This window comes from Paracandidimonas lactea, assembly GCF_021653995.1.
Taxonomy (GTDB): domain Bacteria; phylum Pseudomonadota; class Gammaproteobacteria; order Burkholderiales; family Burkholderiaceae_B; genus Allopusillimonas; species Allopusillimonas lactea.
Genome location: NZ_JAJJOZ010000001.1, coordinates 798,514 through 813,072 on the forward strand (window position 1 = coordinate 798,514; position 14,559 = coordinate 813,072).

Genomic DNA, 14,559 nt, shown 5'->3' on the forward strand with positions numbered 1-14,559 from the left:
TGATCATGCTGCCTGACACCCGCCGGCGCCTGCTGTTGGCCGCGGGCGGTGGGTTGTTATTGTCGGGGTTCTGGCATGCCCGTCCCAGCTTTGCGGCCGGCGTCGTCGACATTGCCATGGCAGGTGCGAACGGGGGCGCCGATGTATGGTTCCGTCCCCGAGGCGTGCTGATCCAGCCAGGCCAGACCGTGCGCTGGACCAATCAGGAAACCGGCAATGTCCACACCGCAACAGCCTATCATCCCGCCAATGGCGGCAAATCGTTGCGCATACCCAAAGGCGCAAAACCCTGGGATTCGGACTACCTGATGCCCGGCCAGTCATTCTCTGTAACCTTAGAAGTGCCGGGCGTGTACGACTACTTCTGCCTGCCCCATGAGCACGCCGGCATGGTGGGACGGATTATCGTCGCCGAACCCGAAGCCGGCGTCGAAGCCCTGCGTGCGATGTCGGATCCCCAACTGCCGTCCGCGGCTACGCAGGGATTCGTAGCGATCGCGGAAATCATGCAAAAGCAGGTGGTTGAATGAAGCAATGACAGGCGTGCAGTTGAAAACACCAACAGCTTGCGCCCCCGATGCATAGGCCGCAGCCGGAAACTCGGCCGCGGCCTATGCGATCGCCTGTCTCGCACCCCGGCTTCGAGGCGCATGCCCTCTGATTCGATCAGAATTAAAGAAACGCAACGCGAACGCATGCCGGATGCAAGGGTGCAGCCCCCTGCCATCCGATCAGGATTGACGGGGTTCGCGTGTGATGCGTGCCAGCACGGCCTCGACGATCCGGTCGCAGCGCTCACCATCAAAGGCGAAAGCATCGCGGCTGGCGGTGTCCATGTCTCCGGACAGCGCCTCACGCAGCCGTTGACGCGCACGCAAATATCGGGTGCGCACCGTGGCCTCGGGAATATCCAGCACTTGTGCCACTTCCACGGCCGGCATCTCCTCGACAGCGCGCAAGATGAAGACCGTACGGAAATCATCGGGCAATTCATCGATGCGCCGTTCGATCAGATGGCGTAGCTCACCGCGCCAGGCAAGCTGGGCGGGGCTGTCGTGTTGGCTTGCCGGGTGTTCCATGATATCCAATAGGCTCGTGCCGTTGCTGTCGTCGTCCAATTGGATGACCGCCGCACGCCGTTTGTTCCGGCGCAGGCGGATGAGGGCTTCATTGATCGCAATGCGCGTAAGCCAGGTGGACAGTTGCGCCTCGGCGCGAAAAGTGGCGAGCGCGCAGTAGGCCTTCCAGTAGGCTTCCTGCACGGCGTCCTCCGCCTCGCTGTCATCTTTGAGTATGCTGCGCGCAGCGCGATACAGGCGCGCGTTATAGCGCCGCATCAATACTTCGAATGCCTGGGTATCGCCTTGTGTGATGCGTCGTACCAGCGCATGATCGGTGTCTTCGGGGCACGACGCGGCAGGGGTGGCAACGGTATCCATATCGCCTCTGAATAAAGCATGGATGTATTGGATGCAGTGTCACCCCATTCCGTTCCCGACGCAAGCAGTGGCCGACCTGGCCTCCGCATCCCCTGCGCCGGCGTACGGGTGCGGCTCACAACAACGAGCCGCAGGCCGCGATCAGCGCCCCGTCCGACGCCGGCGCGGCCGGGCCGGCCATCAGCCGGCCGTCGCGACTGCCTCGCTGGGGACCAGCGCATCAAAGCGACGGCGTGCCGCTATGTGTTCCGGGCGTGGCTTGAGCCCATACAAGGGAGCGCCCAGCGTATTCTCCATGCTGTTGTACACCATGAACACATTGGCACGCGGCCAGGGCGAAATATTGCCGTTGGAGCCATGCATGGTGTTGCAGTCGAAAAACACGACGGAGCCCGCCTTGGCGGTCATGGGGCGGATACCGCCCTGCTCCGCCAGCAGTTGCAGACTCAACGGGTCGGGCACGCCATACTCCTGCTTCTTGAGCGACTGCTTGTAGTGGTCGTCGGGGGTTTCGCCTAGGCAGGAAATGAACTGCGTATGCGAACCAGGCACCAGCATGAGTGGCCCGTTGCAAGCATTGTTATCGGTCAGCAATACCGAGCAACTGAGCGCCCGCATGCGCGGCATACCGTCTTCGACATGCCAGGTTTCGAAATCCGAGTGCCAGTAGAATTCCTTGCCCTTGAAGCCAGGCTTCATATTGGCGCGCGACTGGTGCATATACACTTCGGAGCCAAGAATCTGGCGCGCCACATGAATCAGGCGTGGATCGCGTGCAAGCTTGGCAATACGGTCGCTGAGCTCATGCACACGGAAGATGGAACGCACGGCATCGCTGCCCGGCTCCGTAATGGCTTCCTCCAGCGCCGTGATTGCCGGATCGGTGCTCATGCGCCGGATTTCCTCCAGCAGCGCCTTCACGTCGGCCTCGTCGAAAACGTCTTCCAGCAGAATGAAGCCGTCGCGCGCGTAGCTGTCAAGTTGGCCGGCCGACAACGCATCGGCATAGGCGCCCTCGCCGTAAACAACCGGATCTTGCCGTGCAATGATCGCCGCGCTCCGGTCTGTACGCGACGCATAGATATCAGTCATGGTGGCTGTCATGATGATTACTCCTTCCAAAGCACGCACGCGCCGCGGCGGGCGCATGCGCATCCTTCAACCTCAAACCGTAGCGCTGGCCAGCGGATAGACGCCATCGGCGTCATGCACCTCATTACCCGTGAGCGGCGGATTGAATACGCAGATAACCCGCAACGGCTGCGTGCCGCCGCGCAGCCAGTGCTCGTCATTCTCGTTCAGCGCATACACCACGCCTGGCCCGAGCGCATACTTCTTACCGTCGGCGATCGTTTCGATCTCACCGTCGCCTTCGATGCACCATACGGCTTCGAGATGATTCTGATAATGGATGTGGGTCTGCGTGCCGGGAAAAATCGTGGTTTCGTGAAACGAAAACCCCATCCCGTCCTTGCTCAGCAGTACACGCCGGCTAACCCAGGTATCGGTCTTGACCTCATGCTCGGTACCAATCACATCGTTCACATTGCGTACGATCATCGCGCCTTTCCTCCAAATTTCAGCACACGAGCACTCACGCCGCGCTCACCCAGTACCTGCGCCACGCTGCGTTCGATAATTTCCAGACCGCGAAGCAACAGGTCGTCCTCGATCGTCAGTGCGGGCAGTATCTTGAGCACCTCATCGTGCGCGCCCGAGGTTTCAATCACTACACCATGCTCGAATGCCTTGGCCGCAAATGCATTGGCCAAGCCATTTTCTGGCGGCGCAACCAGCCCCTGGATCAGGCCGCGCCCACGTACGCTCAAGCCTGCCGCAGGATAGCTGTGCACGATATTTTCGAGCCAGTCGCGCACCATGCGTTCCTTGCGCGCGGTTTCCTTCGCGAAGCGGCCGTCGGCCCAATAGCTGTCCAGCGCCTGGGCGGCGGTCACGAACGCCAGATTGTTGCCGCGGAAAGTGCCGCTGTGGGCGCCCGGCTTCCAGATATCGAACTCGGGCTTCATCATTACCAACGACATCGGCATACCGAAACCAGACAGCGATTTTGACAGCGTGATAATGTCGGGTTGGATGCCGAAGGGCTCGAAGCTGAAGAACGTGCCAGTGCGGCCGCAGCCCACTTGAATGTCATCGACGATCAGCAGCATGTCGTAGCGTCGGCAGACGCGCTCGAGATCCTGCAACCAACGCCGCGAGGCAACATTTACGCCGCCTTCGCCCTGTACGGTTTCGACAATGACCGCGGCGGGATGATCCAGGCCGCTGCTGGGATCATCGAGCATACGCTCGATATAGTCCATGGTATTGACGTCCGGCCCCATATACCCGTCGAAAGGCATAAAGGTGGAATTTCCCAGCGCCATCCCCGCGGCCTGGCGGAATTTTGCATTGGCTGTCGCACCCAGCGAGCCCACCGACACGCCATGAAAGCCATGGGTAAACGAAATGATGTTGGAACGGCCTTTGACTTGCCGGGCGAGCTTTAGCGCCGCCTCGACCGCGTTGGTCCCGGTCGGCCCGGTGAACTGTAGCCGGTACTCCCAGCCGCGCGGTTTCAGCAATACCCGGTCTACCGCTTCCAGAAAATACTTCTTGGCGCTGGTTGCCATGTCCAGGCCGTGCACTACACCGTCAGTATTCAGATAATCAATCAGGCGACTCTTGAGCACCTGATTGTTGTGTCCATAATTCAGCGTCCCCGCACCACTGAAGAAATCGATATATTCATTATTCTGTTCATCGATGAGGAGCGATCCCTTGGCCTTGTTGAAAACAACCGGGAACGACCGGACGTAGCCCCTGACTTCAGACTCCATCCGGTCAAATATTTTCAAATCAGTCATTTATCTTCTCCTTCTATTGATGAAACGCCTTCCCACGACGTGCCCTCGCAGGAACGCCAGCGTTTCGATTAAAGACGATCAGCCCACCCGCGACGAAACGCTATAGAGGCTGAAATGGGCCAATGCGAAGCAGGGGTTCGTCGTCGTGCCCCTGCGGGCCGAACAATGAACGGCCAAACAGCGGCGACTCTGAAATCCTGGTATTGAGTGAACGGGCCATCCCTTCGAACAGCGCTCGCGATGCGCGGTTCTCGGGCCCGACAGTCGTTTCGATGAAGCGCACATGGCGCAGGCCCGGGCGTCGCAGCAATTGCCGCAACATTTGCCCTGCCAGGCCCTTACCCCGCGCGTCGGGGTGTACAGCTACCTGCCAGACGAACAATGTGTCTGACTTATCTGGAACAAGATAGCCAGAGATATATCCCTGCAATGACTCGCCCTCGCCGGCGACGATGCACGTGGCCGGAAAGTGCTCGCTGAGCACCAGATAGGTATAGCGGGAATTGAGGTCGAGTGGCGGGCACTCGGAGACAAGCTGGTGAATGGCGACGCCGTCGTCCTTGCGCGGTCGCCTGAACCAGGTCTGGCCTGATCCGGAGGGTGAGGTTGCCGCGCTTGCGGTGCCGTAGGAGGCATCGGGCGCGGCAGAGACAGGATTTTGTTCGAGGGGGTTGATCGTTAATTCAGTCGTCACACCATAAGTCCCGATTCTGGAAGCGCCCCCTTGGTGTCGGGAACATCAAGGATAGGCGAAGCATGATCGCCTGGCGCTTCGGGCGGCGCCACGCCGCCGGATTCCATAAGATCGACAATACGCTCGAGCGACGAGGTAATACTCGCCTGCTCGGGCTCGGGCAAGGCCTTGAGCGCCTCTGACAGCTTCTGCTGCAGCGGCGAAGGTGTGTCAATTGCCAACTGGCGGCCAGCATCGGTGGCCGTGACGAAAACGATGCGGCGGTCTTCTCGGCCGCGTTCACGGCGAATCAGACCCTTGTCTTCGAGACGGTCGAGAATGCCGACAACGGTGCTGGCGCTGACGTGAATTTCACGGCTGATCGCGGTGGCGGTCAGCGGCCCGTGGTCGATAACCGCCCGCAGGCACACAAGCTGCGGCGCCGTGATGTTGCTGCATGCGGCAAGCTGACGCGAATGCAGAGCAACCGACCGCGTTATGCGGCGTAGCGCGCGCAATATGCGCAGATCAAATTGCTCGGTAGTGCTGGGGGCGGTCATGATATATGTGTAAAAAACAATTCAACAAAATTGATTTCTACTCAAATCATATGAGACCTGAACGAATACGTCAAGGTGACGCTATGACGAACGGCAGGCCACAGGGCGCTGCAGCAGCGCCAGGCGACCGCGTGCCTGCCTGTACAACGTCTCAGGAGGCGGTACCGCCGACAGTCAGGCTGTCCAGCCGGATTGTGGGCATGCCTACGCCCACCGGCACACTCTGGCCCTCTTTGCCGCAGGTGCCCACCCCGGAATCAAGCTGCAAGTCGTTCCCTATCATGCTGACGGTATTCATGGCATCGGGGCCGTTGCCAATCAGCGTGGCGCCCTTGACCGGATACGTGATGCGGCCGTCCTCGATCATGTATGCCTCGGAGGCCGAGAACACAAACTTGCCACTGGTGATATCCACCTGCCCACCGCCGAAATTGGCCGCATATAGGCCTTTCTTGACCGAGCCGATGATCTCGGCAGGATCTTTGTCGCCACCCAGCATATAGGTATTGGTCATGCGCGGCATAGGCAAATGTGCATAGGACTCGCGCCGCCCATTGCCGGTCACCGGCATTTTCATCAGACGCGCATTGAGTGAATCCTGCATATACCCCTTGAGAATGCCGTCCTCAATCAGCACGTTATGTTGGGTCGGGTTGCCTTCATCGTCGATATTGAGCGAACCACGGCGATCAGCCAGCGTACCGTCGTCGACCACGGTAACACCGCGCGCCGCCACGCGCTCGCCGATGCGCCCGGAAAATACGCTGGAGCCCTTGCGATTGAAATCGCCTTCCAGCCCGTGGCCCACTGCTTCGTGCAGCAAGATGCCGGGCCAGCCTGCGCCCAGCACCACTGTCATTTCGCCAGCCGGGGCCGGGCGAGACTCGAGATTGGTCAGTGCTTCGTGCACGGCCCGGGCCACATAGCCGCGCAGAAGGTCATCGGTGAAATAAGCCAGCCCGGTGCGGCCGCCCCCGCCGGCAACGCCAACTTCACGCCGCCCGTTGCGCTCGGCGATCACAGTAAGCGACAGCCTGACCAAAGGTCGTACGTCGGCGGCCAGGCGCCCGTCGCTGCCCGCTACCATGACAACATCGTATTCCGCGCCCAGCCCGGCCATCACCTGGATAATGTGAGGATCCGCCGCCCGCGCCATGGCTTCGATGCGCTCCAGAAGTGCTACCTTTTCGGGGGCAGTCAGCGTGGCAACCGGGTCGATGGCCGGGTATAGGCCGGCGCGCGGCAGCCCTTCCCCAGCGGATATTTTTTGCTTTCCCGCGCCCTTGCGGCCTATGGCCCGCACGGCGTGGGCGGACGACATCAACGCCTCGGCCGACAGGCTGTCGGAATATGCGAATGCGGTTTTCTCGCCGCTGAGTGCGCGCACGCCAACACCCTGCTCTATTGAGAAACTGCCGGTCTTGACGATGCCTTCTTCCAGGCTCCAGCTTTCACTGCGCGTATATTGAAAATAAAGGTCGGCATAATCAACCTTGTGCGTAAAGATCGCGCCCAGCGCACGCGCCATGTCAGATTCGGTCAACCCCCAAGGGTCGAGCAGCAGCGATTTGGCCGTGGCCAGGGACTGAATGGTTGTATCTACGGGTTTCATGAATGGCCGCGAGAAAAAGTATGTTTTACAGAGTGCGATGCCTGAGCGCCGGCAGTGCGGTGCGCACCGCCTCCAGGCGCCCCGGCGCGATGTTGCCGGCCGCATAACCAGGGCCTTCGGCGATTTGCTCTACGATATCGCCCCATGGATCCACTAACATGGAATGACCCCATGTACGACGACCATTTTCATGCCTGCCTCCCTGGGCAGGGGCCAGTACGTAACATTGGTTTTCAATGGCTCGCGCACGCAACAGGATTTCCCAGTGCGCCGAACCAGTTGTGTAGGTGAAGGCGGATGGCAGGACAATCAAGCTGACTTCGCCCTGCGCCCTGAACAGCTCTGGAAAGCGCAGGTCGTAGCAGATTGACAGCCCTACTTTTCCGCACGGGCTGTCGAATATCGTCGGTGCATTATCACCGGGCCTTATCGATATGGATTCATCATAGGCCTCATTGCCTTTGCGAAAGCCGAACAGGTGAATCTTGTCATACCGAGCCACTTGCGCGCCGGCCGGATCGTACACAAGGCATGAATTATATATGCGGTCTGCATCAGGGCTTTCAAGTGGCAGGGTGCCGCCCACCAGCCATATTGAATGGCGACGCGCCTGATCCGCCAGAAAGGCCTGGATCAGCCCGCTGCCGGACGTTTCGCGAATCGCCAGTTTATCCGCGTCACGATGGCCCATGAAGCAGAAATACTCAGGCAAGGCCAGGATCCGCGCGCCATCGGCAACCGCGGCCGCAATCAGCTCGGCAGCCTGGGCGAGATTATCTTTCACGCTGGAGGACGAAACCATTTGAATAGCCGCAACGCGAAAATCTGGTACAGGATTATTTACTGACATATGTAGTTTCTTACAGAGCACCTTACCCGCGAACATTGCATGCAATTCTGACAGATAATGCGCAAATTAATCCTATTAATAATGCGGAAATAAGATAGAATTAACGCTCGCCGCAAAAACCCATGCGGTTCATTTAAAACGCGCCCCTCAATCATCAACAGGGACTTCTAATGCCTCGCGATACCAGTTCAACACTTCAAAAGATTGAGAAAGAAATCCAACGCCTTCAAAAACAGGCGAAAACCCTGCAGGCCAAGCGCCGCGGGCCCATCCTTGCCAGCATACTGCGTTCAATGCGCGAGTACGATATCACGCCTGAAGACGTCGCGGCGGTGTACAACAGCCACAGTGCGCGCAAGACCGCACGCAAGCAGGCGACACCCGCCCCACGGCGCGTCGTGCCGCCCAAGTATCGCCACCCTGAAACCGGGGATACCTGGACGGGCCGGGGCAAGCCGCCAAAATGGATCACGGCTGCCGAAGCCGAAGGCAAGAAGCGTGACGACTTCCTCATCCAATAACGGCAACCGCTCGTATCAAACCTCGAAGGCCTGCGCAAGCAGGCCTTTTTAATATTGAGCGGAGTCAGCGCCCGCGCTCATATTCGACTTCACGCACTTGGCCATTATTACCCGGAAACCCGTCGAATACCGCACGTGCCAAATACGGCATCGCCTGCGCAAGGTTGTCCGAACCGCTGACATTGACGGCGGTGGACCGGTAAACCTCAGCGCCTTTCCGTTGACGATCATTAATCGTGACAGTAAGTGTGTTTTTATAAACCATTACCGGCACGGTGGAAACCGAAGGCGGATAATAGACCGCCCCGCCCCAATACGGGCCGCCGCCAAACCATCCGAATGACGGGCCGAACCCCCACCCATCATTTAAATATGGGTCGTTATATTGCCTGACCCAGGTCTGTGTAACCGGATTTGAATAATCGACATGCACATCAAAACGTGCCGCCGCCGCATTCGGCGCCTCAATGAGGCCGACGGGGCCGATATTTGCCCTGATCATGTCCGCAAAGCTCTGGAACTGCAGATTATTGACCTGGTTTGCAGACGGTACGATGTGATAGCTTGCGCCCTGCGCATCAGCGGGCCATTGCTGGTAACTGGTCACCCGCGCAGACAAGGTGGACGCGCAACCGGCCAGCAACGTCATGCCGACGCACAATGCCACCCCGCGCCAAAACTGCCTGTAGTATGCCTTGGCGGTACGCCACATAATGTTCTCCCGCGGCACGGCCGCCTGTGCGCCCGGAATTCCTGCGCCCCAGCGCTGCCGATGCGTTTATTGGACCCCGAGAACGGGGTAAAGGTTGCACCTACATTATAAAAAACCAGAAGCAGCGGCAAACACTACAATAAAGCTGTCTGGAACCTATTGAAACAGCTCTCCATGCGTACCGATACCGCACCCACCATCTCCCGTCTCGACTACCGGCCGTACCCGTACCACTTGCACGACGTCGAACTCACGTTCGATCTTGATCCCACCCAGACCCGGGTGCGGACGGTGATGCGGCTCGAACGGGCCACACTGACGCCCCAGGCGCTGGTACTGGACGGCGACACGCTGCAACTCGAAAGCGTAACGATTGATGGCGAGGCGCTGAGCCCGCAAGACTACACGCTGGACGCGGGCACCCTGACGCTGCATCCATCCCAACCCAGCTTCGTCCTCGAGATCGTAAACTTCTGCCGGCCCGCCGATAACTCCACACTGATGGGGCTCTACGTATCGAGCGCACACCTGTTTACGCAATGCGAGGCCGAAGGCTTTCGGCGTATTACCTGGTTCCCCGACCGCCCCGACGTGATGGCACGCTACCGCGTCACACTACGGGCCGACAAAGCGCGCTACCCGCTGCTGCTGTCCAACGGCAATCTGGTTTCCCAGAACGACCTGCCCGAAGGGCGCCACGAGGCAGTCTGGCACGATCCGCATCCCAAGCCCTGCTATCTTTTCGCGTTGGTGGCAGGCGACTTCGACTGCCGCGAACGCCGAGAGGTCACCCGCAGCGGGCGCCAGGCACTGCTGCAGGTCTATAGCGATCATGGCTCGAACGACCGCACCGAGTGGGCCCTGGACAGCCTGGCGCGTTCGCTGCATTGGGACGAACAGCGCTGGGGGCTCGAACTGGATCTGGATCGCTTCATGGTCGTTGCCGCGCGCGATTTCAACATGGGCGCGATGGAAAACAAGGGACTGAACATCTTCAACTCGGCCTATGTGCTGGCCGACCCTGCCACGGCTACCGATGCCGCCTATCGTGGCGTCGAATCGGTGATCGGGCACGAATACTTTCACAATTGGACCGGCAACCGCGTGACCTGCCGCGACTGGTTCCAGCTTTCGCTCAAGGAAGGGCTCACCGTCTTTCGTGACCAGGAATTCTCGGCCGACATGCTGGCGGCGGGGCTGGACGGCGCCGAGGCAGTCAGCGCACGCGCAGTCAAGCGTATCGACGACGTGACCACGCTGCGCATCGCGCAATTCCCGGAAGACGCGGGCCCGATGGCGCATCCGATCCGCCCGGAAAGCTATCAGGAGATCGGCAATTTCTACACAGCCACGGTGTACGAAAAAGGCGCTGAAGTTATCCGTATGCAGCACACGCTGCTGGGCGAAGCCGGTTTTCGTGCAGGGCTGGATGAATACTTCCGCCGCCACGACGGCCAGGCCGTCACCTGCGACGATTTCGTCAGCGCCATGGAGTCGGTTTATACCCGGCAAAATCCCGGCCGCAGCCTGGACATTTTCCGCCGCTGGTACAGCCAGGCGGGCACACCGAGGGTTGCCGTTTCCATCGACTGGAATGCCATTGAGCACCGTTGCGTAGTGACGCTCACCCAACGCAACGCGCCAGCCGGCATCGAGAAGCTCCAGGAGCCACCGGCACACAAGCCGCCGCTGCATATACCCTTCGCCCTGGGCCTACTGGCACGCGACGGCCGCCCCCTGCCGCTGTCTCTGGAAGGGCAGGCGCCAGCCGATACCGTACTGCTCGAGCTCACGAGCGAATCACAAACCTGGGTGCTGCGGGATATCCCCGAAGAGCCCGTCCCCTCTTTGCTGCGCAATTTCTCGGCGCCTGTCATCGTCGAGTTTGAGCGCCCCGACGCCGATCTCGCGCTGCTCGCGCGGCACGACACAGACCCCTTTGCACGCTGGGAAGCCACGCGCGAACTGGCCTCGCGTCAGTTGCTGTGCTTGGTGGGCGATGCCAGCATCGACATCGACCCAATGTTCATCGACACCTGGCGCACGCTGCTGCGTGATACGCAGATTACCGATGCCTATAAGGCGCGGGTACTCAGCCTGCCTGGCGAAAAAGAATTGCTCGAAAAAACCAGCCCGCTCGATCCCTTGGGGGTGGTGCGCGCCTGCCGCCGACTGCGCACCGCGCTGGGGCAAATGCTTGCGCCGCTATGGCATGATGTCTACCGTGACACGACCAGCAAGGCACCGCCACAGTACAGCCCCGACCCTGTGCAGGCCGGCCGGCGCGCACTCAAGAACCTTGCCCTGTCCTACCTGATGGCGGCCGGCGACGCGGAGGCCGTATCACTGGCCCGCACCCAGTATTACGATGCCTCCAACATGACCGATGCCATGGGCGGGCTGGCGGCGCTGGTGCACGACGGCCCCGAGGCCGAACGCACACGGGCACTCGATCACTTCTACCAAACGTGGCAGCAGGATCCGCTGGTGATGGACAAATGGTTCGTGCTTCAGGCTACCGCCCCCAGCGCCACCGTGGAGAGCACTCGCGCATTGATGCTGCATCCCGCTTTTTCTCTGCGCAACCCCAATCGCGCTCGGGCGCTGATTTTTCAGTTCTGCATCAACAACCTGCAGGGCGTGCACAATCAAGAGGGCTATGCGTTCTGGGCAGAGCAAGTGCTGGCTCTCGACAGCCTGAACCCTGAGATCGCAGCCCGGCTTGCGCGCGCTTTCGACAACTGGGCCAGATATGCCGAGCCGCAGCGCAGCGGCATGCGCGCCGCCTTGGAACAGGTTCGTCAGCACCCGGGCCTGTCGCGCAATGTGGATGAAATTGTCTCCAAAGCCTTGAGCATCTGAGGCCTTTGAACATCAAGGCATTCAAATCAAGGCATTCAACGCATTCTCAGCATCTGAAGCACTTATAGCCAGCAAAGTATTCAAAGCATTCAAAGCATTCAATACACGGAGCAACGATAACTATGTCTCGTAAAACCCTGACCCAATACCTGGTCGAGCAGCAGCGAAAGGAACAGGCTGTTTCCGCGGAAGTGCGGCTTCTCATCGAAACCGTCGCGCGCGCCTGCAAGACCATCGGCCATGCGGTCAGCAAAGGCGCGCTGGGCGGCGTGTTGGGCAGCCTGAGCAGCGAGAACGTGCAGGGTGAGGTGCAGAAGAAACTGGATGTCATGTCCAACGAGATTCTGCTCGAAGCCAATGAATGGGGCGGGCACTTGGCGGCGATGGCCTCCGAAGAGATGGAAACCATCCACCTGATCCCGAATCGCTACCCCAAGGGCGAATACCTGCTGCTGTTCGATCCCCTGGATGGCTCATCCAATATTGACGTGAATGTGTCCATCGGCACTATTTTCTCGGTGTTGCATGCGCCGCACCACACCTCGGGCCAGGACGTAGCCGAGGCGGATTTCCTGCAGCGCGGCTCGATGCAGGTCGCGGCGGGCTATGCGGTATACGGGCCCCAGACCATGCTGGTGCTTACAGTGGGTACGGGCGTGGTCGCCTTTACGCTGGACCGCGAACTGGGCGCCTGGCAGCTTACCGATGAAGACATCCGCATCCCCGCGACAACGGCGGAGTTCGCCATCAACATGTCGAACATGCGCCACTGGGAAGCGCCCGTCAAGCGCTATATCGATGACTGCCTGGCCGGCAAAGAAGGCCCACTGGGCAAAAACTACAATATGCGCTGGGTGGCCTCCATGGTGGCCGACGTGCATCGCATCCTGACGCGCGGAGGTATTTTCATGTACCCGCGCGATCAGCGCGCCAGCGGCAAGAATGGCAAGCTGCGCCTGATGTACGAAGCCAACCCCATGAGCTTCATCGTGGAACAGGCCGGCGGCGCGGCCATCGACGGCAGCCAGCGCATCCTTGACATCCAGCCCGAAGCGCTGCATCAGCGTGTGGGCGTGGTACTCGGGTCCAAAGAAGAAGTCGAGCGCGTCAAACGCTATCACGACGAGGCTTGAAGGCCTGAGCACCCGCCGGGGCGCCCCGGGTGCAGCTGCGCCCCACGCGCACCCAGCATCGGCCACTGAGCAAGCCCACTTGGAGGCTTGGCACCCATATACAGAAACGCCGCCTTGATTTGAGGCAGCGTTTTTGCATTGCTGATTCACAGGCCGCGCGCGGTACGCGCGGCTGATACAACGCGGATCAGTCCAGCGTGAGAATGGTGGCACCCGTGGTTTTGCGAGATGCCAGGGCTTCCTGCGCGGCGGCGGCATCGGCCAGCGGAAAACGCTGGCCGATGGTTATCTTGATCTTCTTCTTGCCAACCAGGCCGAACATCTCGTCGGCGGCAGCCTGCAACTTTTCACGTGTTGGCACGTGATCCGCCAGCTTGGGCCGCGTGACAAACAACGAGCCTTTCTGGTTGAGAATGGCAAGATCGACACCCGTTACCGAGCCCGATGCGTTGCCGAAACTCACCATCAGGCCGCGGCGCTCGATACAGTCCAGAGAAGTTTCCCAGGTAGCCTTGCCCACGCCATCGTATACCACCGGCACCTTGCGGCCTTCGGTGAGTTCAAGCACCCGTTTGACGACATCTTCCGTGGAGTAGTTGATCACCTCCCAGGCGCCATGCGCTTTCGCCAGCGCAGCCTTTTCGGCCGTAGATGCGGTGCCAATGAGCTTGACGCCGAGCGCCTTGGCCCACTGGCAGGCGATCAGGCCCACGCCGCCTGCGGCTGCATGGAACAGAATGGTTTCGCCACCCTGCAGGCGGTAGGTCTGGCGAAAGAGGTATTGCACCGTGAGGCCCTTGAGCATCACCGCTGCGGCCTCGTCGAACGTGACATTATCAGGGATGCGCACAACTTGATGTGCGGGCACGTTGCGCGCTTCGGCGTATGCGCCGAGCGGGCTTTGCCCATAGGCGACACGATCACCCACCTTCAGGTGCGATACGCCTTCGCCAACAGCATCGACAACACCTGATGCCTCATACCCGATGCCATGCGGCAGCGCGTTGGCGTACAGGCCGGTGCGACAGTAAATATCGATGAAATTCAAACCAATCGCTTTCTGCCGTATCGTTACCTCGCCCTTGCCAGGCGCGGCGAGGGTGACGTTGACCAGCTTCAGCACTTCGGGACCGCCGTGTTCTTCGAGGCGTATGGCTTTGACCTGGGTTTCCAAGTGAGGCTCCTGTATGGATTGTTATGGTGGGACTGCGCCGGCGCAGTTGCGCGCCAGTACGAATGCTGCGATTATGCCGGGTTGTCTTGTGCACGAGCGGCCCGGAAAGCGTTAGGCAGGCACATGCCGGGCGGTGCAGCATTAGTTTAATTCTTC

14 protein-coding genes are annotated in these 14,559 nt (G+C 60.1%); 4 read left to right on the forward strand and 10 right to left on the reverse strand.

From position 1 onward, the window contains the following. Nucleotides 1–5 precede the first annotated feature (5 nt). On the forward strand, nt 6–530 hold the full coding sequence (locus tag LOL23_RS03720) for a cupredoxin domain-containing protein (RefSeq protein ID WP_237173161.1): 525 nt from the start codon (nt 6–8) through the stop codon (nt 528–530). Nucleotides 531–731: 201 nt separating this feature from the next. Here LOL23_RS03720 and LOL23_RS03725 read toward each other — a convergent pair whose 3' ends face one another. The 8 genes from LOL23_RS03725 to LOL23_RS03760 form a co-directional block, all read right to left on the reverse strand. Further along, nucleotides 732–1,439 carry an RNA polymerase sigma factor gene (locus LOL23_RS03725; RefSeq protein ID WP_160981828.1) on the reverse strand — a complete coding sequence of 236 codons (708 nt, stop codon included), beginning with the start codon at nt 1,437–1,439 and terminating at the stop codon, nt 732–734. A 180-nt stretch (nt 1,440–1,619) separates the two neighbouring features. Further along, nucleotides 1,620–2,543, reverse strand: a complete 924-nt coding sequence (thpD, locus tag LOL23_RS03730; RefSeq protein WP_237173162.1) for an ectoine hydroxylase — start codon at nt 2,541–2,543, stop codon at nt 1,620–1,622. A gap of 60 nt (nt 2,544–2,603) precedes the next feature. Further along, nucleotides 2,604–2,999 carry an ectoine synthase gene (locus tag LOL23_RS03735; RefSeq protein WP_237173163.1) on the reverse strand — a complete coding sequence of 132 codons (396 nt, stop codon included), beginning with the start codon at nt 2,997–2,999 and terminating at the stop codon, nt 2,604–2,606. Next, nucleotides 2,996–4,306, reverse strand: a complete 1,311-nt coding sequence (gene ectB, locus LOL23_RS03740; protein ID WP_237173164.1) for a diaminobutyrate--2-oxoglutarate transaminase — start codon at nt 4,304–4,306, stop codon at nt 2,996–2,998. Before ectB ends, LOL23_RS03735 begins: the two co-directional genes overlap by 4 nt. Before the next feature lie 100 nt (nt 4,307–4,406). Next, nucleotides 4,407–5,000, reverse strand: a complete 594-nt coding sequence (gene ectA / locus LOL23_RS03745; RefSeq protein ID WP_237173165.1) for a diaminobutyrate acetyltransferase — start codon at nt 4,998–5,000, stop codon at nt 4,407–4,409. Further along, complete coding sequence (locus LOL23_RS03750; protein ID WP_237173166.1) at nt 4,997–5,539, reverse strand: MarR family winged helix-turn-helix transcriptional regulator; 543 nt, start codon at nt 5,537–5,539, stop codon at nt 4,997–4,999. The genes ectA and LOL23_RS03750 overlap by 4 nt, the downstream gene beginning before the upstream one ends. Nucleotides 5,540–5,690: 151 nt before the next feature. After that, nucleotides 5,691–7,151 carry a metalloprotease TldD gene (gene tldD, locus LOL23_RS03755; protein ID WP_160981838.1) on the reverse strand — a complete coding sequence of 487 codons (1,461 nt, stop codon included), beginning with the start codon at nt 7,149–7,151 and terminating at the stop codon, nt 5,691–5,693. Between the two features lie 25 nt (nt 7,152–7,176). After that, the gene (locus LOL23_RS03760) at nt 7,177–8,001 is read right to left on the reverse strand and encodes a carbon-nitrogen hydrolase family protein (RefSeq protein ID WP_160981954.1); all 825 of its coding nucleotides are present in this window, start codon (nt 7,999–8,001) and stop codon (nt 7,177–7,179) included. A gap of 170 nt (nt 8,002–8,171) precedes the next feature. On the opposite strand from LOL23_RS03760, the gene LOL23_RS03765 reads away from it, so the two are divergent. Further along, nucleotides 8,172–8,522 (forward strand): H-NS histone family protein, encoded by a 351-nt coding sequence (locus LOL23_RS03765; RefSeq protein ID WP_160981875.1) that lies wholly within the window; start codon nt 8,172–8,174, stop codon nt 8,520–8,522. Between the two features lie 64 nt (nt 8,523–8,586). On the opposite strand, the gene LOL23_RS03770 is transcribed toward LOL23_RS03765, so the two are convergent. Continuing rightward, nucleotides 8,587–9,234 carry a DUF4136 domain-containing protein gene (locus tag LOL23_RS03770; protein WP_160981877.1) on the reverse strand — a complete coding sequence of 216 codons (648 nt, stop codon included), beginning with the start codon at nt 9,232–9,234 and terminating at the stop codon, nt 8,587–8,589. Between the two features lie 174 nt (nt 9,235–9,408). On the opposite strand from LOL23_RS03770, the gene pepN reads away from it, so the two are divergent. Together pepN and LOL23_RS03780 are read left to right on the forward strand one after the other, a co-directional pair. Further along, complete coding sequence (pepN, locus tag LOL23_RS03775) at nt 9,409–12,096, forward strand: aminopeptidase N (RefSeq protein ID WP_160981879.1); 2,688 nt, start codon at nt 9,409–9,411, stop codon at nt 12,094–12,096. A 122-nt stretch (nt 12,097–12,218) separates the two neighbouring features. Further along, the gene (locus LOL23_RS03780; protein WP_160981881.1) at nt 12,219–13,229 is read left to right on the forward strand and encodes a class 1 fructose-bisphosphatase; all 1,011 of its coding nucleotides are present in this window, start codon (nt 12,219–12,221) and stop codon (nt 13,227–13,229) included. 187 nt (nt 13,230–13,416) lie between these two features. Here LOL23_RS03780 and LOL23_RS03785 read toward each other — a convergent pair whose 3' ends face one another. After that, the gene (locus LOL23_RS03785) at nt 13,417–14,403 is read right to left on the reverse strand and encodes a quinone oxidoreductase family protein (protein ID WP_160981883.1); all 987 of its coding nucleotides are present in this window, start codon (nt 14,401–14,403) and stop codon (nt 13,417–13,419) included. Nucleotides 14,404–14,559 lie beyond the last annotated feature (156 nt).